Source organism: Microcystis sp. BLCC-F209 (genome assembly GCF_041928595.1).
Taxonomy (GTDB): Bacteria; Cyanobacteriota; Cyanobacteriia; order Cyanobacteriales; family Microcystaceae; genus Microcystis.
Genome location: NZ_JBHFLL010000273.1, coordinates 1 through 17,969, shown reverse-complemented (window position 1 = coordinate 17,969; position 17,969 = coordinate 1). Strand labels below are relative to the sequence as shown.

The 17,969-nt window shown below is 46.7% G+C and carries 25 protein-coding genes; 3 read left to right on the top strand and 22 right to left on the bottom strand.

Annotated elements, in window-relative coordinates; all coding sequences use genetic code 11:
* The first annotated feature begins 100 nt into the window (after positions 1–100).
* Complete coding sequence (locus tag ACE1AQ_RS17420) at positions 101–775, top strand: response regulator transcription factor (protein ID WP_374808890.1); 675 nt, start codon at positions 101–103, stop codon at positions 773–775.
* A gap of 376 nt (positions 776–1,151) precedes the next feature.
* Here the strand turns inward: ACE1AQ_RS17420 and ACE1AQ_RS17415 are convergent, their stop codons facing one another.
* The gene (locus tag ACE1AQ_RS17415; protein WP_002734165.1) at positions 1,152–1,751 is read right to left on the bottom strand and encodes an ATP-dependent Clp protease proteolytic subunit; all 600 of its coding nucleotides are present in this window, start codon (positions 1,749–1,751) and stop codon (positions 1,152–1,154) included.
* A gap of 35 nt (positions 1,752–1,786) precedes the next feature.
* On the bottom strand, positions 1,787–2,473 hold the full coding sequence (locus ACE1AQ_RS17410) for an ATP-dependent Clp protease proteolytic subunit (protein WP_002746650.1): 687 nt from the start codon (positions 2,471–2,473) through the stop codon (positions 1,787–1,789).
* A gap of 741 nt (positions 2,474–3,214) precedes the next feature.
* Here ACE1AQ_RS17410 and ACE1AQ_RS17405 point away from each other — a divergent pair.
* Together ACE1AQ_RS17405 and ACE1AQ_RS17400 are read left to right on the top strand one after the other, a co-directional pair.
* On the top strand, positions 3,215–4,516 hold the full coding sequence (locus tag ACE1AQ_RS17405; protein ID WP_374808887.1) for a DNA methyltransferase: 1,302 nt from the start codon (positions 3,215–3,217) through the stop codon (positions 4,514–4,516).
* Positions 4,447–5,439 (top strand): hypothetical protein, encoded by a 993-nt coding sequence (locus tag ACE1AQ_RS17400; protein ID WP_374808885.1) that lies wholly within the window; start codon positions 4,447–4,449, stop codon positions 5,437–5,439. The genes ACE1AQ_RS17405 and ACE1AQ_RS17400 overlap by 70 nt, the downstream gene beginning before the upstream one ends.
* A 652-nt stretch (positions 5,440–6,091) precedes the next feature.
* Here the strand turns inward: ACE1AQ_RS17400 and ACE1AQ_RS17395 are convergent.
* The 20 genes from ACE1AQ_RS17395 to rplC form a co-directional block, all read right to left on the bottom strand.
* Positions 6,092–6,658 carry an adenylate kinase gene (locus ACE1AQ_RS17395; RefSeq protein WP_002753892.1) on the bottom strand — a complete coding sequence of 189 codons (567 nt, stop codon included), beginning with the start codon at positions 6,656–6,658 and terminating at the stop codon, positions 6,092–6,094.
* A gap of 71 nt (positions 6,659–6,729) precedes the next feature.
* Entirely contained in the window at positions 6,730–8,049 is a 1,320-nt protein-coding gene (secY, locus tag ACE1AQ_RS17390; protein ID WP_008197232.1) for a preprotein translocase subunit SecY, read from the bottom strand.
* A gap of 310 nt (positions 8,050–8,359) precedes the next feature.
* On the bottom strand, positions 8,360–8,803 hold the full coding sequence (gene rplO / locus ACE1AQ_RS17385; RefSeq protein ID WP_002780095.1) for a 50S ribosomal protein L15: 444 nt from the start codon (positions 8,801–8,803) through the stop codon (positions 8,360–8,362).
* Positions 8,804–8,813: 10 nt separating this feature from the next.
* Positions 8,814–9,335, bottom strand: a complete 522-nt coding sequence (gene rpsE, locus ACE1AQ_RS17380; RefSeq protein ID WP_002757584.1) for a 30S ribosomal protein S5 — start codon at positions 9,333–9,335, stop codon at positions 8,814–8,816.
* 26 nt (positions 9,336–9,361) lie between these two features.
* Positions 9,362–9,724 (bottom strand): 50S ribosomal protein L18, encoded by a 363-nt coding sequence (gene rplR / locus ACE1AQ_RS17375; protein WP_008197243.1) that lies wholly within the window; start codon positions 9,722–9,724, stop codon positions 9,362–9,364.
* 3 nt (positions 9,725–9,727) lie between these two features.
* On the bottom strand, positions 9,728–10,288 hold the full coding sequence (rplF, locus tag ACE1AQ_RS17370; RefSeq protein ID WP_374808882.1) for a 50S ribosomal protein L6: 561 nt from the start codon (positions 10,286–10,288) through the stop codon (positions 9,728–9,730).
* A 105-nt stretch (positions 10,289–10,393) separates the two neighbouring features.
* Positions 10,394–10,795, bottom strand: coding sequence for a 30S ribosomal protein S8 (rpsH, locus tag ACE1AQ_RS17365; RefSeq protein ID WP_002734721.1), 402 nt, complete (start codon positions 10,793–10,795; stop codon positions 10,394–10,396).
* Between the two features lie 229 nt (positions 10,796–11,024).
* Positions 11,025–11,564 carry a 50S ribosomal protein L5 gene (gene rplE / locus ACE1AQ_RS17360; protein ID WP_008197247.1) on the bottom strand — a complete coding sequence of 180 codons (540 nt, stop codon included), beginning with the start codon at positions 11,562–11,564 and terminating at the stop codon, positions 11,025–11,027.
* A gap of 54 nt (positions 11,565–11,618) precedes the next feature.
* Positions 11,619–11,972, bottom strand: a complete 354-nt coding sequence (rplX, locus tag ACE1AQ_RS17355; RefSeq protein ID WP_002733835.1) for a 50S ribosomal protein L24 — start codon at positions 11,970–11,972, stop codon at positions 11,619–11,621.
* A 73-nt stretch (positions 11,973–12,045) separates the two neighbouring features.
* Positions 12,046–12,414, bottom strand: a complete 369-nt coding sequence (gene rplN, locus ACE1AQ_RS17350) for a 50S ribosomal protein L14 (RefSeq protein WP_002732358.1) — start codon at positions 12,412–12,414, stop codon at positions 12,046–12,048.
* Positions 12,415–12,434: 20 nt separating this feature from the next.
* Entirely contained in the window at positions 12,435–12,677 is a 243-nt protein-coding gene (gene rpsQ, locus ACE1AQ_RS17345; RefSeq protein ID WP_002734070.1) for a 30S ribosomal protein S17, read from the bottom strand.
* A 6-nt stretch (positions 12,678–12,683) separates the two neighbouring features.
* On the bottom strand, positions 12,684–12,902 hold the full coding sequence (gene rpmC / locus ACE1AQ_RS17340; RefSeq protein ID WP_002746608.1) for a 50S ribosomal protein L29: 219 nt from the start codon (positions 12,900–12,902) through the stop codon (positions 12,684–12,686).
* Positions 12,902–13,321 carry a 50S ribosomal protein L16 gene (rplP, locus tag ACE1AQ_RS17335; RefSeq protein ID WP_002734310.1) on the bottom strand — a complete coding sequence of 140 codons (420 nt, stop codon included), beginning with the start codon at positions 13,319–13,321 and terminating at the stop codon, positions 12,902–12,904. The genes rpmC and rplP overlap by 1 nt, the downstream gene beginning before the upstream one ends.
* A gap of 30 nt (positions 13,322–13,351) precedes the next feature.
* Entirely contained in the window at positions 13,352–14,080 is a 729-nt protein-coding gene (rpsC, locus tag ACE1AQ_RS17330) for a 30S ribosomal protein S3 (protein ID WP_008197249.1), read from the bottom strand.
* Positions 14,081–14,103: 23 nt separating this feature from the next.
* The gene (gene rplV / locus ACE1AQ_RS17325; RefSeq protein WP_002746605.1) at positions 14,104–14,463 is read right to left on the bottom strand and encodes a 50S ribosomal protein L22; all 360 of its coding nucleotides are present in this window, start codon (positions 14,461–14,463) and stop codon (positions 14,104–14,106) included.
* A gap of 153 nt (positions 14,464–14,616) precedes the next feature.
* Positions 14,617–14,898 carry a 30S ribosomal protein S19 gene (gene rpsS, locus ACE1AQ_RS17320; RefSeq protein WP_002753908.1) on the bottom strand — a complete coding sequence of 94 codons (282 nt, stop codon included), beginning with the start codon at positions 14,896–14,898 and terminating at the stop codon, positions 14,617–14,619.
* A 30-nt stretch (positions 14,899–14,928) separates the two neighbouring features.
* Positions 14,929–15,762 (bottom strand): 50S ribosomal protein L2, encoded by an 834-nt coding sequence (gene rplB, locus ACE1AQ_RS17315; RefSeq protein WP_002771036.1) that lies wholly within the window; start codon positions 15,760–15,762, stop codon positions 14,929–14,931.
* A gap of 33 nt (positions 15,763–15,795) precedes the next feature.
* A complete protein-coding gene (locus ACE1AQ_RS17310) occupies positions 15,796–16,101 on the bottom strand; it encodes a 50S ribosomal protein L23 (protein WP_002746599.1) in 306 nt (101 codons plus the stop codon).
* Entirely contained in the window at positions 16,091–16,723 is a 633-nt protein-coding gene (rplD, locus tag ACE1AQ_RS17305; protein WP_008197253.1) for a 50S ribosomal protein L4, read from the bottom strand. Before rplD ends, ACE1AQ_RS17310 begins: the two co-directional genes overlap by 11 nt.
* Positions 16,724–16,743: 20 nt before the next feature.
* The gene (rplC, locus tag ACE1AQ_RS17300) at positions 16,744–17,382 is read right to left on the bottom strand and encodes a 50S ribosomal protein L3 (RefSeq protein WP_002796429.1); all 639 of its coding nucleotides are present in this window, start codon (positions 17,380–17,382) and stop codon (positions 16,744–16,746) included.
* Positions 17,383–17,969 lie beyond the last annotated feature (587 nt).

The following is a 17,969-nucleotide window of genomic DNA, read 5'->3' as shown; positions in this document are numbered from 1 at the left end:
TAGACACAATTAATTGCACATATCTAACTACCTGTTGCCTCTTGCCTATCGATCCTTTGTCCGTCTCCATTCCCCCAACCCTGCAGCCCGGAAAATAGCGATGAAAGAGACCAACAAAGACAATAAACAACTTTTATTAATCGACGATGACCCAAATTTAATACTTTTGGTGAAGGATTATCTAGAGTTTCGTGGTTATAGGGTGACAACCGCAGAAAACGGTCTTGAGGCCCTGGAAATCCTCGAACGCGGGGCAAATACTGCCAAAGCATCGGAAATCCCCGATATGATTATCTGTGATCTGATCATGCCGGAAATGGACGGTTATGCCTTCCTCGAAAAAATTCGTCGGGACAGTCGTTTTAGTGGCATTCCCGTGATTTTTCTCTCCCCTGAGGGGGACAGTCAGGACAAGGTAACAGGTGTAACCGCCGATGTCTATATGGTCAAACCCTTTGAACCGGAAGAATTAGTGGCCCGGGTGGAGTCTTCCCTTAAACAAGCGGGCCGGTTGCTGAAACGCAGCACCCGCATCCATTCCCCGGATGTCACCCCTGTTCAAGTCCAGGGTAATGTGGAATTAACCCCAACGGAGTTAAAAGTAGTACAATTGGTCGCCCAGGGCATGGCTAATCGGGAAATCGCCGCAAAACTCAATGTTAGTCAACGGACAATCGAAAGTCATGTGTCGAATATGCTCCATAAAACCGGTCTTCATAATCGCACGGAATTGACCCAATGGGCGATCGAAAGTAATAAGCTGTTGACTATCTAGAGCTTGCTGAAAAACTTTTTTAGCATACCCTAAGTAAGTTGGTCTCTTGGAACGAAACCCAACAGATACCCTCTTAAATCAACAGAAGCGAGTTTATTTTTTTCTAATTTCTGCTACTTTTGATACAGATTTTTTAGTTTTTTTATAGTATGGGAGTCAGGTTTATTCCCTCAATATCAGAAAAAAAAAGAGCCTCTCTTGGCCCTTGGCTGAAAAATGTTCACAATGTCACATTATGGGCGCAAGCAGTTCGATAAACTGACTGACCACGTTGCGCCCCTACATTGCAGCTGCTGTGATTGGTAGGGACCCATAGCGTACGCCCTTCATTTGGGAGTTAGAACAGGTTTCTCGCCTGTTCTAACCTCTGACTGACTTAAGCCGGTCTTCCCTCCACCACCTTATCGATTAAACCGTAGGCGACGGCTTCCTCGGCGGAGAGGAAATAATCGCGGTCAGTGTCTTTTTCGATGCGTTCGATGGTTTGTCCAGTGCGATTAGCCATAATTTCGTTTAATTGCTGGCGAATACGCAGGATTTCCTTAGCTTCAATGTCGATATCCGTCGCTTGCCGGCGCCCGGTTCCGCCCATGGGTTGGTGAATCATAATCCGCGCATGGGGAAGGGCGAGACGCTTACCCGGACTACCGGAAGCCAGTAAAAATGCCCCCATGGAGGCCGCTAATCCCACACAAATAGTCACCACTTCCGCTTTGATGTACTGCATGGTGTCGTAGATGGCCATACCGGCGGTAACGGAACCCCCCGGCGAGTTGATATAGAGATAGATGGGTTTAGTGGGGTCTTCTGAGTCGAGATAAAGCATTTGGGCCACAAGGGCATTGGCTAACCCGTCGGTGACTTCCTGCCCCAAAAAAAGAATGCGTTCCACCGAAAGACGGCTGTAAATGCTAATCCACTGTTCGTATTGGCTACCCGGCAGACGGTAGGGAACTTTTGGCACACCGATAGGCATAATTGGTAACAACTCCTGCTAATTTGTAATAAATCTTAACTAACTTGGGCGAGGGGTTTCGGTAGTTCCTTGCGACTTTCGAGAACGCGATCGATTAATCCGTAGTCTTTCGCCTGTTGTGGGGTGAGATAGAAGGTGCGATCCATATCTTTCGCCAGTTTTTCGGTGGTTTGACCCGTATTTTTCGAGAAAATTTCCAACATCGTCTGTTTGTTGGCGATTACCTCCTTGGCACGAATCTGGATATCGGTGGCTTGTCCCTGGGCCCCGGTGCGATTTTGGTTGAGAACAATGGTAGCGTGGGGCAAGGAGGCGCGAAAACCCTTGGTTCCCGCAGAAAGAATCATCGCTGCAGTTCCCATGGCCTGTCCGATACAGATAGTATGAACGGGAGGTTTAATGTAGTTGAGGGTGTCACAGATGGCGAAAGCTTCCGTTTCGTAGCCGATCGCGTCGCCAGTGTACCAGGATGTGCCGGTAGAGTTGATATAGAAGAAAATCGGTTTTTCGGGATCGTCAAATTGCAGGTAGAGCAGTTGGGCGATAATTAATTCCGTCACGTCCACCCCGACATTGCGCTTGACATCATCGGAGGAAAATAAGGGCAACCCCAGATAGACAATTCTCTCTTTGAGCAGGAGAGATTCTAAGTCCGGTGGTGGTGTCCGATAGGCTGCATCCCCATAATAGGCAGTTTGTACCGCTTTAATCACTGAGTTCATCGAGTTTTTCCGTCATACACAGTATCCTGCTTTTGATTTTAACGTAATCGGGTTGACCGATTGCGTGGGGGTATTTTTAGCTAGGTTCTTCCCCCAAGAATCTCTCATCGACTCCCCGCAGATCTAATACTAAATCCGGTTATTAAAGACTGATTATCTATTGCCCCTATTGCAAGAGTGCCTATTGCAAGAGTGACTTTTGCCTGTCATCATAATACTAAATCCTGTTTAAAAAGTATAAGAGAGTGGGGGGAGTGAGAAGTGGGTTTTTAAAGTTGGATTGGGAGTTAATCAGACTATTAAAAACGGATTTTGTATGACTAGAAGCGGGTTGAAACTGGACTTCTACTCGATTACGATATATTTTAGGAAGCCTGTCTAACTCATATTGTTGAGGCATCGTCAAAGATACTCTATCCACCTTGTCTAGAGAAACCGCCAGAACGGGCAACGCCAGAACAAATGTCAAATCCTGTCATCAGCTGCCCGCGCATTTAAATTGCTTGTTCAGATGAGGCAAGGGGCAAGACCCCTGCCCCCCCAACCCCCCGACATCGGGTAGGGCAGGGGCGGGGTTGGGGGGGGTGGGCGAGATGTAGCTCATCTAAGGATAGGCGGTTAAGATGCGTCTTAGCTTACCCAACTTCACGGCAGGTTAATGGTAAGTGTTCAAAGTTAATCGGTCTGATTTTCCCCTGAGTAAGGAAGATTTATCGAAACTATCACAAACAATGCTAACCCATGAATCATATTTTTTCTGCTATTGATTTTCAGGCAATTAAAAATAACCCTAACTTTAAGGAAGACAGCGTTAGAGAAGTGATTATTTTGCCTCTTTTAACAAGTTTGGGCTACCGAGAAGATAATATCGAAAGAAGTAAAACCCTACGGCATCCCTTTTTAAAGGTTGGCAGTAAAAAACGTCCGATAAATTTAATTCCTGACTATGTTCTCAAAGTTAATCAAAGTTATGCTTGGGTATTAGAGGCTAAAAAACCAACGGAAAATATCTACGAAGGTGATTCAGTAGAACAGGTCTATAGTTATGCGAGTCATCCTGAAATCAGAAGTAATTATTTTGCTCTTTGTAATGGCCTAGAATTTAGTTTATTTAAGACCCTCGATACCAGTACACCTATCTTATATTTTTCTCTTGATGCAATTGCCGATAGTTGGCAAGAGTTGACCCAGTATTTAGCCCAAGATAGATTTCAAGTGGGGAAAAGTTTTAGTTATCAAAGCCATTCCCCAATCAGTCGCAAAACTTTTGACTACTCAAGTCGTCCCTTGTTAGAACCAATTGAAGTAAAAAAACAACAAGCTAAAAGACATTTTGGTGTTCATGGATATTTTACTAAACAAGCATGGAATGTGGTGGCAGAATATATTAAAAACTTCAGTCAACCGGGAGATGTCATTCTTGATCCTTTTGGCGGTAGTGGAGTGACGGCAATTGAAGCTTTAATGAATAACCGCAAAGCGATTAGTATTGATATTAACCCTCTGGCTATTTTTCTTGTTAATTCTTTAATTAGTCCCGTTGATTTTGATGATTTAAGTCAAGCTTTTGAACGAGTTAAATTAGCTTACCAAGAGCGAGAACCCCAAACCAAAGAGGAAATAACAAAGGCACTCAATACCTATCCCTATCCCCAAGGATTGAAACTGCCTAAAGGTTCTGATGTGGCTACTGTTGAACAGTTATTTAGTAACAAACAATTAGCTCGACTAAGTTTATTAAAACATTTGATTAAACAAGAACTAAACGAGAATGTTAGAGAGTCTTTATTGTTAGTTTTTTCCAGTACAATCAATAAGTATAATTTGACTTTTCATTACACAAGAAGTGCGGCGGGGGGTGATAGTTCTGTATTTAGATATTATCGGTATAGAATTGCTCATGAACCTGGAGAAATGCCCTTAATAAAAATTTTTGAAACTAAATTAAAAAACTTGTTGCAGCTAAACAAGAAATGGAGTTTTATCTTAATAAAAAAACTATTGATAACGCAACAATTGTTAAAGGAACAGCGACAGACTTAAGTTTTATTGAAAATGAAAGCGTTGATTATATTTATACCGATCCTCCCTACGGAAAGAAAATTCCCTACTTAGATTTATCAATAATGTGGAATGCTTGGTTAGATTTAGAAGTGACGGAAAAGGACTATCAATTAGAAGCTATTGAAGGTGGAACAATCCAAAAAAGTAAACAGGAATATAATCAATTAATTGCCCAAAGTATTCGAGAAATGTATCGGGTTTTGAAATTTGAGCGATGGTTATCCTTTGTCTTTGCTCACAAAGATCCTGAGTTTTGGCATTTAATTTTAGATACCGCAGAAAGTTGCGGATTTGAATATGTGGGAGCAGTGCCACAAAAAAATGGCCAAACTAGCTTTAAAAAGCGGCAAAATCCCTTTACAGTTTTATCAGGACAGTTAATTATTAATTTTCGGAAAGTTCGTAGTCCTAAAGCAGTAATGAAAGCTAACTTAGGCATGGATATAACCGAGATTGTCATGCAAACTGTTGAAGGAATTATTGCTAAAAATGATGGGGCAACCCTAGAACAAATTAACGATGAATTGATTATTAAAGGTTTGGAATTAGGGTTTTTAGATTTACTAGCAAAGGAGTATTCAGACTTGACTCCAATTTTGTTAGATAATTTTGATTATGAGGAAAAGACTGAATTATATACCATCAAAAAAGACAGTAAGTTTAAGTCAAAAATCGATGTTAAATTGAGAATTAAATACTATTTGATTAGCTATTTGAGAAGGATGGAAAGAGATAATAAAAGCTCTAGTTTTGATGATATTGTTTTTAATATATTACCTCTGTTAAAAAATGGCACAACTCCCGAAAATCAGACGATTCTAAGCGTCCTCGAAGATATTGCCCAGAGAGTTGGTGATGATAACTGGCGCTTAAAACAAGAAGGACAATTGAGTTTATTTTAAATCCAGTGGCAGCACACTTTGTTCTTTTTGTCAAAAAAACTTTCTCTTTGCAACAAAACTACACAATTAATTGATCAACGGGTTGGCTTAAAAAAGGCTCTTTAACTGCCATTTATTGCTGTTGCTGAATAGGTGAGTGTAGATTTAGCAAGGGTTTTCAGGATCAACAGATAGCTAAAACCCTAAAAAGCACAGAACATCCCATCATTTCATACTGCGAAATTATACCATAATCGCTGGAAGTATTGCAACCTCGTAAACAAATGAGAATTTTTTTCAATAAATTCTTAATAAAAGATAAATATTGCGAAATGTAAATTTTAATATGCTTAACTATTAAAGCTTGTTTGATATAAAAAACTTATAATACTAAATCCGTTGAGTAACGCACAGAAAACGGGTTTCTCCGAGAAACCCGTTTTCTACTCAGGCACTCATGCAAGAGGCAAAAGAGGGAATAAATAATCAGTTTTTAATAACTGGATTTAGTATAAGTAGGGAGGCACAATTATTTGTAGGATGGGTTAGCGGTAGCGTAAACTATGCGGGCGTTGGGTTTCATGCTTCAACCCAACCTACTGATCACTGATAACTGATCACTGATTACTGATGACTGATTACTGATGACTGAATTGATGATCTGAGAGAAACTTTAAACAGGAGTCACAACTGCTGTTAGAGCGGCAGTAACTGCGTCCATCGGTTGATTACCGTCGATATGGTTAAGAGTGCCTTTTTGACCGTAATAATCTAAAACGGGGGCAGTTTGATCGATATAAACCTGTAGGCGACGGGCGATCGTTTCTTTAGTATCATCTTGACGACCGCGTTGCATGAGACGCTCAATTAAGACCGTATCTGGTACAGCCAAATTAACCACAAATGTGTAACTATCGGCCAATTCCTCCAGTAATGCGTCTAAAAAGCTCGCCTGTGCCACCGTGCGGGGAAAACCATCAAGAATCCAACCCTTAGCACTGTCAGGCTGTTTTAAACGTTCCTGAATTAAACCTAATAACAACTCATCGGGGACTAATTCGCCCTTTTCCACATAAGCTTGTGCTTGTTGACCAAGTTCTGTCTTCTCTGTAATTGCTTGACGTAAAATTTCACCGGTAGAAATATGGGGAATCGTCAGAGATTCCGCTAATTTTGCCGCTTGAGTACCTTTTCCCGATCCGGGCGGTCCCAAAAATATCACACCGATCCGTTTGCTCATGGGATTAAATATAGGGTTTTAAGGGAAAAAATAACCAGTAACCGCTAAAAGGTCACTGGCTAACTATCTAACTACTTTTTAATCATGTCCTCATAGCGTTGAGACATGACATAGGTTTGAATTTGTTTCGCCGTATCGATCGCCACCCCCACCAGAATTAACAGGGAAGTTGCCCCCAAACCGCGAAAAGTGGTGACACCGGTGGCGCTTTCTACTACAGTCGGCACAGTAGCCACCAAACTTAAAAAGAGAGCGCCCAAAAGGGTGAGACGATTCAGCACCCCTTCCAGATAATTAGTAGTAGCGGTCCCCGGTCGAATCCCCGGAATACTGGTCCCCATTTTTTTCAGGTTTTGGGACATATCCTTGGGGTTAACGATCAGGGAAGCGTAGAAGAAACTAAAACCGAGAATTAGTAAGCTATAAAAAGCCACATAACCCCAACTATCGGGACGCAGGGCATTAACCAGCTGGACTAAAACCTGACCGACCGGGTTATCCGTGGGTAAAGCTTGCACCAATTGGAAAGGTAAGACCAACACTGCCGAGGCGAAAATAATCGGCATCACGCCCCCTTGATTGAGTCGTAGGGGTAGATAACTGGTTCTTTCCCGATAGAGACGACGACCCACCTGACGACGGGCAGAAACAATAGGAATCCGACGGGTTCCTTCCTGAACAAAAACAATGCCGATAATCATCACCAAGAAAACCAGCAAGAGAATCACCACTTGAGCGATCGCTTGTCGGCCACCCTGTTGAGCAAAAGTAATCGTATCACCGAGGGTTTTCGGCAAAACGGCGACAATGTTGACAAAAATCAGCAAAGATGCTCCATTTCCCAGACCGCGTTCTGTGATCAGTTCCGAAATCCACATCACGAACATAGAACCGGCCACTAAAGCGAGAACCGTAGCGGCGATCGAGGGTAAAGTTCCAGCCACAACACCGTTAGCCACCAATAAACCGAGAGTAATACCGATACTTTGAATAATTGCCCAACCAAAGGCAACATAACGGGTAATTTGGGCAATTTTTCGCCGTCCTGCCTCTCCTTCATTTTTCTGTAAATCTTCCAAAGAAGGAAGGGCAGCGGTGAGCAGTTGCACGATAATTGAGGCGTTGATATAGGGAAGAATGCCGAGGGCAAAAATCCCTAACGTCGATAATCCTCCCCCGGTAAACAGGTCAAGGATTCCCAAAGCGGCGTTACTTTGAATAATTTCTGCTAATCTTGCCCGATCCAAACCGGGGATCGGTACAAACATCCCAAAACGGAGCAGAACCAGTAAACCCAATGTAATCAACAAGCGACCGCGTAAACCAGCCGCCTGTGCCATTTGCATAAACGTTTCCTGTGCCGTGGGAGCCTTATCACGACTGACGACCATTAACAGTTACCTCTAGTGCAGTTTTTTTATGGGAAAAAGTAATCGAGGGGGAAAACTTTCTCGATTTTTTTAAGATTTCCCCTGTCTTTCTTATGATATAGCAATCCGGTCTTGGGGATTGGGTGTTAGGGTGTGGGGTGTCGGGTGTGGGGTGTCGGGTGTGGGGTGTAGGGTGTGGGGAGAACAGAGCTGCCCTTTACCTTTTACCTTTTGCCTTTTGCCTTTTGCCCTTTACCTTTTGCCTTTTGCCCTTTACCTTTTGCCTTTTATCTCCTGTCTCCTGCCTCCTGTCTCCTGTCTCCTGTCTCCGTTAAATTTCTTCCCAAGTCCCTTGAGCGGCGGTAATTTTCTCTTTAGCACTATTGCTAAAAGCGGCGGCCTTCACCTTGAGGGGAACGGTAATTTCACCATCACCCAAAACTTTTAAAGGGCCGTCATTACTGGTGAGAATTTTAGCTTTTAGCAGACTTTCCAGGGTAACTTCCGTATTAGCGGGTAAAGAAGCCAATTTTCTCAGATTAACAATCGTGTATTGACGGGGGTTAACCAAAGGAAAATGCTTTAATTTGGGAACCCGACGATAGAGGGGCATTTGTCCCCCCTCAAAACCGGGACGAGTCCCCGTCCCAGAGCGAGATTTTTGTCCGCGCATTCCCAGACCGCAACTAGCGCCCTGGCCGGCCGAGACACCCCGGCCCACACGACGACGGCGTTTAGTTGACCCCGGTTGGGGGGCGATTTCGTGGAGTTTCATGGTGATTTCTCTAGGTGTACAAATGTTCTACAGATACGCCTCGATCCTTGGCCACTTCCGAGAAAGTACGGAGAGTTTCCAGGGCGTTAACGGCGGCTCTAGCGTTATTGAGGGGGTTATCGCTACCGAGTTGTTTAGCGAGGATATTTTTCACCCCGGCTAGTTCTAAAACGGTACGGACAGCACCCCCGGCAATAACCCCAGTCCCCGGGGCAGCTGGACGCATAAGCACCTGAGCGCCACCGGAAGCCCCCCGGGTGAGGTGAGTGATAGAACTAGCCTTAGTTAAGGAGACTTCAATTAGTTGTTTTTTGCCATCGGCCACGCCTTTACGGACAGCCCCGATAACGTCCCCTGCTTTGCCAACTCCCACTCCCACCTGGCCGTTTTCATTACCGACCACGACGATGGCCCGGAAGCTGAGTTTTTTACCACCCTTAACCACTTTACTAACCCGGCGAATCTGGATGACCCGCTCTTGCCAAGTGGTTTCTTTTTCTTTTTCGCGGTTGCCCTTGCGACGTTTTGCCATAGTTTTATCAGTGTTGAAAGGATATTTTAGAAGTTTAAACCGGCTGACCGAGCCGCTTCTGCTAAGGCTTTGACGCGACCGTGATAGAGATTGCCACCGCGATCAAAAACCACTTGTTCGATGCCTCTTTCTAGGGCCCGTTGGGCCACCAGTTTACCCACGGCTGCCGAAGCTTCTTGGGTAGCGGTGGATTCTAATTCCCCGCGCAAGCTGGCCTCTAGGGTAGAAGCGGCCGCGAGGGTGTGTTGGGCTACGTCGTCGATAATTTGGGCGTAGATGTGGTTATTAGAACGAAATACGGATAAACGGGGCCGTTCAGCAGTGCCATTAATTTTGCGACGCACACGCTGGTGACGACGACGGACTGATTCTTTGCGACTAAGTTTCATGGTTTATTTTTTACCTCCTTTACCGCCTTTACCGCCAGCTTTACCCACTTTGCGACGGACGACTTCACCAAGATAGCGAATCCCTTTTCCTTTATAAGGTTCGGGGGGACGAACTTCGCGGATTTTAGCGGCGGTGTTACCGACGGCTTCTTTGTCGATGCCACTGACGATAACTTGGGTGCTGTTCTCTACGGCGACGGAAACACCATCGGGCATCTCCATTTCCACGGGTTTACTGTAGCCGACGTTAAGAACTAATTTACCATCCTGCAACTGGGCGCGGTAGCCCACCCCTTGGATATCGAGGCGTTTTTGAAAACCAGTCGCGACTCCTTCTACCATGTTGGCCACTAGAGTTCTACAGAGTCCGTGGCGTTCTCTGGCAGTACGGGAATCGTCTTGACGGGTAACGAGCAGGGTTTCGCCATCTTTATTGATGGTGACGGCGGTGGGTAGGGTTCTCTGGAGAGTTCCTTTGGGCCCTTTGACCGTCACGGTAGCACCATCGATATCGACGGTGACTTTATTGGGAATAGGAATCGGGCGTTTGCCAATACGAGACATAACAGTTATCAGTTATCAGTGGGTCAGATATCCCGGAAGAGTTATCAGTGGGTCAGCTATCGGGTTTAAACTTGGAAAGGCTGACGGCTGATAGCTTATCCTTGTTTACCAGATGTAGCAAAGGACTTCGCCGCCAACGTTTTGTTTACGGGCCTCGCGATCGGTCATAATGCCTTTAGAGGTGGAAACAATGGCGATGCCAATGCCACCGAGGACGCGCGGTAAGTCTTTACTGTTGGAATAAACTCGTAAACCGGGTTTACTGACTCTGGTGAGGGTAGTAATGATCGGTTGACGGTTTTTGCCTTTATATTTGAGGGAAAGCACTAATTGAGATTTAATCCCCTCACCCACTTCCTCAAAGTCAGCAATAAAGCCTTCGTCCTTGAGAACTTGAGCAATACTGCGCGTCATCCGCGTGGTGGGAATTTGAGTAGTGGTCTGCCGAACCGCGCAAGCGTTACGGATGCGGGTCAGCATATCCGATATGGTATCGTTAGCAGACATGAATTACCTGTTTTTCTCCTAAATTGGGATCAACATCAGTTATCAGTTATCAGTTATCAGTTATCAGTTATCAGTTATCAGATTTGAGTATTAAGTGAGTAGTATTAAATAGCAGTTTCCTGCTGTCTTTTCACTGAATCACTGTTTACTGTTTGCTGTTCACTGTTTACTGTTTGCTGTTCACTGTTCACTTATTTACCGGTCACTGTTTACTTTTCTCTTGATTGATTTATCTAAAGGGCATTCCCATCTCTTTGAGGAGGGCGCGTCCTTCTTCGTCGTTTTTAGCGGTGGTGATGATTGAGATGTCCATCCCGCGAATTTGATCGATTTTGTCGTATTCAATTTCGGGGAAGATCAACTGTTCACGAATGCCTAAACTGTAGTTACCACGACCATCAAAACTGTTACCGCTGATACCGCGAAAGTCGCGAATGCGTGGTAAGGCCAGATTAATGAGACGGTCTAAAAAAGCGTACATTCGATCGCCGCGCAGTGTCACCATCACACCCACGGGCATTCCTTCGCGAATTTTGAAGCCAGCGATCGCTTTTTTAGCTCTAGTCACTACCGGTTGTTGTCCGGTGATGGTGGACAGTTCCTCCTTGGAAGACTCCAAAGCTTTGGCATTTTGTGAAGCTTCCCCAAGACCGCGGTTAACAGTAATTTTGATAACTTTAGGTACTTGGTGGACATTGGTATAACCAAATTGTTCTTTCAGTTTCGGAACAATGGTTTCTTGATAGGTGGTTTTTAGTCTTTGGCTCATAGTTTTGCTGCTTACTTTTCCTGGGCTTGGTCAGGAACTAGAATTGATAGGAAACTAATCGATAATTTCGCCAGTTTTCTTCAGTATCCGCACTTTCCGACCGTCTTCGGTAAAGGTATAACCCACCCGACTGGCGATTTTTTTCTTCTCGGAATAAAGCATCACTTTGGAACTGTGAATCGGTGCTTCGTAGGTAACGATTTGACCCGATTCCCCTTCCTGTTGGGGTTTAGTATGTTTGGTGCGGATATTAACTCCCTTGACCACCACGGTACTTTCTTGGGGTAAAGCCCGTAAAATTTCGCCCACTTTGCCCTTATCGGAACCGGCGATTACCTGAACGACATCCCCTTTTTTAACGTGCATTTTTTGCCTTTGGGGCGGGGTTTGAATGTTTTTCTTACTCATTTTTTTTTGACCTCAAGGTGTGAAAAGTTTTAGACTAGCCATCAGCCAATTGCCTTGGTACTTTTCACTTTGATCAGAGAACTTCTGGGGCTAAGGAAACAATTTTGGTGTAGTTTTTATCGCGCAATTCCCTGGCGACTGGACCAAAAACCCTAGTACCTTTGGGATTACCGTCATTATTAATAATCACGGCGGCGTTATCATCAAAACGGATGCTCATGCCACTATCGCGACGGACGGTTTGACGGGTCCGCACAATCACCGCAGTGACCACATCGGATTTTTTCACGGGCATATTGGGGATAGCGTCCTTAACCACGGCGATAATTTTGTCACCGATGCCACCGTAGGTACAGTTACCTGTTCCCAGCACCCGCAGACACATCAGTTTCCGCGCCCCGCTATTGTCAGCGACATTTAAGTAGGTTTGTTGTTGAATCACGGTTTTTACCTAGGTGAAATTTAACTATCGGTTAATATTTCCGCCACTTCCCAACGTTTGGTTTTACTGAGGGGGCGGGTTTCACGAATGCGAACTCGATCGCCTTGTTTGGCTTGATTTTCTGCGTCGTGAGCCTTAAATTTCTGGGTTTTTACGACGATTTTGCCGTATTTAGGGTGAGGAGAGCGGTTTTCAATGGCTACCACTACGGTTTTATCCATTTTGTCGCTGACCACTACCCCAACTCTTTCTTTAACTGCCATAGCGGGTTATGCCTCCGGGGTGGACTGGGCTAGTTGGCGCTCTCGTTCTACGGTCAATAATTGGCCGAGACGGTGGCGGGTGTGTTTGAATTCGTGGGTTTTTTCCAAGCGGCGGGTGGCCTGTTGCAAACGCAATTCAAACAGTTTCTTTTTGGCATCGAGGATAGCGTCGGCGATGTCGTCATCGCTCATCTTCCTCACTTCGGCGATTTTTGGTAGAGCCATTAGACAAAATCCTCCTCGCGAGTGATAAATTTGGTCTTAATTGGTAATTTTTGAGCCGCTAGGCGCATGGCTTCCCGGGCTACTGGTTCAGCTACCCCGGCAATTTCAAACATAATGAACCCCGGTTTAACCACGGCCACCCAGAATTCGGGGGAACCTTTCCCGGAACCCATCCGGGTTTCTGCAGCCCGTTGGGTGACGGGTTTATCGGGAAAAACGCGGATCCAGATTTTGCCACCCCGACGAATATAACGAGTCATTGCCCGTCTGGCCGCTTCGATTTGACGGGAAGTAATCCAACAGGGTTCGGTGGCTTGCAGGGCGAAATCGCCGAAATTAATCGTATTTCCGCCGGTGGCCAGCCCGCGCATCCGTCCGCGCTGTTGTTTGCGGAATTTTGTTCTTTTGGGACTTAACATGAGCTATTTACCACTGATAAATATTAGGGATCAGCCCTCACTAGAGCGATCTTCAAACTGTTGACGGCGACGCTGTTGACGGCGCGGTGCTTGAGCGGGAACGGCGGCGGCAATTTCTTCTTGGCCGGGGATAATTTCGCCCTTAAAGATCCAAACTTTCACGCCTAGAATCCCGTAGATAGTGCTGGCGGTTTTATAGGAGTAATCGATATCGGCCCGCAGGGTATGCAGGGGAACTCGTCCTTCCCGCACCCATTCGGTGCGAGCGATTTCTGCCCCGTTGAGACGGCCGCTAACTTGAATTTTGATCCCTTTGACTTCGGCCCTTTGCGCCCGTTGGATGGCTTGCCGCACCACACGACGGAAGGAAACCCGTCTTTCTAGTTGTTGGGCGATGTATTCGGCGATCAGGTTGGCATCGGCATCAACGCGAGCCACTTCGATGACGTTAATGCGAATTTGACGCTGGCCACCGAGGGCTTTTTGCAAACCTAGGCGCAGCTGTTCGATTCCCGTGCCACCACGACCGACGACGACCCCGGGGCGAGCGGTATGGATGGAAATATCTACTTGATCGGCCTTGCGTTCGATGCGAATATCGGCGATACCTGCATTAGAGAGGTTTTTTTCGACGTAATCACGAATACGGCGATCTTCTTGCACTAATTCGGGGTAACGTTTCGCGTCGGCATACCAGCAAGATTTGTGATCTTTGATAACGCCGAGACGAAAACCGAGGGGATGGATTTTTTGTCCCATTGTGGTTTTTTTAGTTAAGGTGATTAGTCTTTGTTGCTAGGAGCGACGGCGACGGTGATATGACAGGTGGGTTTGCGAATTTGGTAGGCGCGGCCTTGGGCCCGGGGTCGAAAACGTTTTAGGGTCGGACCGCCATCGGCAAAGGCTTGGCTAACCACCAAAGTGGCGGGATCGAGTCCTTCGTTATTTTCGGCGTTGGCAACAGCGGAACGCAGGACCTTCAGGATCGGGTCACAGGCCCGGTAGGGCATGAATTCGAGAATAATTAGGGCTTCCCGATAGGAGCGACCGCGGATCTGATCGAGTACCCGTCTGACTTTCAGGGGTGACATCCGAATATAGCGGGCGATCGCTTTGACTTCGTTAGAGGTATCGATGGTCATTTCAGTTATCAGTTATCAGTTAGGTAGGGTGGGTTAGGCGACGACAACTTATAAGACTTAGTTATTAATTTATCTAGTCGCCGTAACCCACCATCTCATGGTTATCTGAACGCTGACCGGGGGCTGACGGTTTTAAGATAACCGCCCACCGATCTATTTCCGTCCTGCTTTTTTGTCGCTCTTGGCGTGGCCGCGGAAGGTGCGGGTGGGAGCGAATTCACCGAGTTTATGACCGACCATCTGCTCGGAAACATAGACGGGAACGTGCTGTTTGCCGTTGTGAACGGCGATCGTGTGACCGACCATATCGGGAATGATTGTCGAGGCCCGGGACCAAGTTTTAATCACTTGTTTACTGCCCTGGGCGTTGAGTTTTTCGATTTTTTCCATCAGGTGGCCGGCGACAAACGGCCCCTTTTTCAGTGAACGACCCATAATTTTCAGTCAAAAGTAAAGTAATAATTTCTAACCCTGGTTACGACGGCGCACGATCAGATCGCTACTGCGTTTTTTCTTGTTGCGAGTTTTGCGACCGAGGGCGGGTTTACCCCAGGGAGTCATCGGGCCAGAACGTCCGATCGGAGCGCGACCCTCTCCACCTCCATGCGGGTGATCCACTGGGTTCATGACGCTACCCCGAACATGAGGCCGTTGACCCCGGTGACGGGTACGGCCGGCTTTACCGAGACTGATGTTTCTAGCTTCGGCGTTACCGACTTTTCCGATGGTGGCGTAGCATTCACGCCGGATCATGCGTACTTCTTTGGAGGGGAGGCGGATGGTAACATAATCGCCTTCTTTGGCTACCACTTGGGCGAAACCACCGGCGGCCCGCACCATTTGACCACCGCGACCGGGGACGAGTTCGATGTTATGAACTTCTGTCCCTAGGGGGATGCGACTTAAAGGGAGGGCATTACCCACCTCGAAGGGAGCGTTTTCTCCAGCGATGACGGTATCACCAACGCCTAAACCGGCGGGGGCGATGATGTAGCGTTTTTCCCCGTCTTTGTAGAAAAGCAGGGCAATGCGGGCGTTACGGTTAGGATCGTATTCGATCGCCGCTACTGTGGCGGGAATATCCCGTTTATCGCGACGAAAATCGATAATCCGGTAGAGGCGTTTATGGCCACCGCCCCGGTGACGACTGGTGACGACACCGCGATTATTACGCCCTTGTTTGCTGTGTTTGTGATGAGTTAGGGACTTTTCCGGTTCGGTTTTGGTGATCTCCTTAAAGTCGGAGATGGCCGCCTGCCTTGTCCCGGGGGTTAAAGGTCTAAAAGAGCGAATACCCATAGTTTAGTTTTCCGTTATCGGGTTTCTTGGTGGTTATACGTCGGGATAGAGGGCGATCGAGTCGCCTTCGGCTAGGGTCACGATCGCACGTTTGTATTGGGGTTTGTAACCGAGGAAACGGCCGACGCGTTTTTTCTGACGAGAGGGGCGGCTGGTGTTCACTTTCGTTACTTTCACGTCAAACAGCAATTCGATCGCCGCTTGAATTTCCGGCTTAGTCGCTTTCAAGGCGACATCGAAGACGTATTTATTTTGTTCTAGGAGTAGGGTGGCTTTCTCGGTCACGATCGGCTTTAGGATCAGATCGGCGAGTTGCCTGGCTTCAGTTTTAAGCACCATAGACCTCCTCAATTTTGGCTAGGGCTGCGGCGGTGGCGATAACTCGATCGGCTAGGAGGACATCATAGACGTTGAGACTATCGGCGCGAATAATTTTGAGATTGCAGATATTACGTCCCGATAAATAGACATTTTCGGGAATTTCCGTCAAAATCAGCAGAATTTTTTCCTCTGGACTGGCTCCCCAGCGACTTAAGGCAGCGGTGAGTTCTTTGGTTTTGGGTTGGGAGAATTGTTCGGCGAAGCTTTCAACCACGATAAAGTTATCGGCCTGGCTGATCAAAGCGGTTCTCAGGGCTAATCTTTTCTCTTTGCGATTGACCTTAACCTCAAAATCTCTCGGTTTTGGTCCGAAGATGACACCGCCACCACGCCAGAGGGGAGAACGGATCGAACCGGCCCTGGCACGACCGGTGCCTTTTTGCCGCCAGGGTTTGCGACCACCGCCGCGCACTTCCGAGCGGGTTTTGCTGGAGGCATTACCTTGGCGGGCCGCCGCTAGATGGCTGATGACGACGCGGTGAATTAGGTGTTTGGCGGTTTCGGGTTTAGCGGTTTTCAGTTCCAGGGTGCCTGTTCCCGCTTCTTCCCCTTGCCAATTTTTGACTGTGTAGTTAACCATGGCTTTAATCTTTCCTTGCCCTATTTGCCAAATTTCTTGGCGGGGGTGATGTTTAACAGGGTTCCTGGTTTGCCCGGGACGGCTCCTTTGATCAGGATCAGGTTGCGTTCGCTATCGATTTTGACCACGGACAATTTGCGGATGGTCACTTGGGTGGCTCCGTATTGTCCGGCCATTCTCTTACCCGGGAAGACGCGGCCGGGGGTAGTACCGGCACCGGTGGAACCGGGGAGACGGTGGTTTTTGGAACCGTGGGTCATGTTACCGCGTTTGAAGTTATGGCGTTTTTGATAGCCGGAGAAACCCCGTCCGATGGTGGTTCCGGCCACATCGACTAAATCCCCCTCTTGGAAGATGTCGGCGGTAATTTCTTGGCCTAAGGTGTAAGCGGATGCGTCCTCGAGGCGGTATTCGATTAAATGCCGCAGGGGGGAGACACCGGCTTTGGCTAAATGACCCAGCAGCGGTTTATTGAGGGCTTTTTCTTTGACGGTTTTGTACCCCACTTGGATGGATTCATAACCGTCGGTTTTTTTAGTTTTGACTTGGGTGACGGGACACGGACCGGCTTGAACGACGGTGACGGGAATGGCGACTCCCGTTTTGTTGTCGAAGATTTGGGTCATGCCCAGTTTTGTACCGAGGATACCGATAGACACGGATTGTTCTCTTTATCTTTACTAGACGACAATCAAAAATAACGTGGCCGTGGCTATAGGAGCGGGAAAAATCTTTCCCGCTTTATCAGCCTGCCCAACTTGAATGACTTTTTTGGAGTTATTTAAGCTGGCATCCCGTTAAATTCGTAAGTGAGACTAGACAGGTTTGCTGGTTCTGCCTAGATTGTTGCTGGTCTTTGTTTCTTCGGGACTTAAAGGGTTTATCTTCAGTATCCAGGCGAAGACCGACTGGCCAAGACGCCGCTGCTTGGCAGTGCCTTTAGCACCACCTAACACCGATTTTGGCCACGATCAAACATTATATAATATTTGTGACTTTTTAGGCAAGAGGTTTTTTTAGTTACCTGAAATGATCAGAGCTAGTCTGGTCAAATTACCTGTGAGCAGTCTTCCCCAGCGATGGGAGCAGACCGAGCCAAGAGATTTAATGGGAGCATCTCACCTTTGCAATGAGCATAAATACTTAGTGGAAAAATAGGCTTTTCGAGGGTAATTCTTGTTTTAATTCTCCATGTACGCAGTCTTTAAAAGCCTCTATTTCGTTCCAAGACACGATTAAGAGTGGC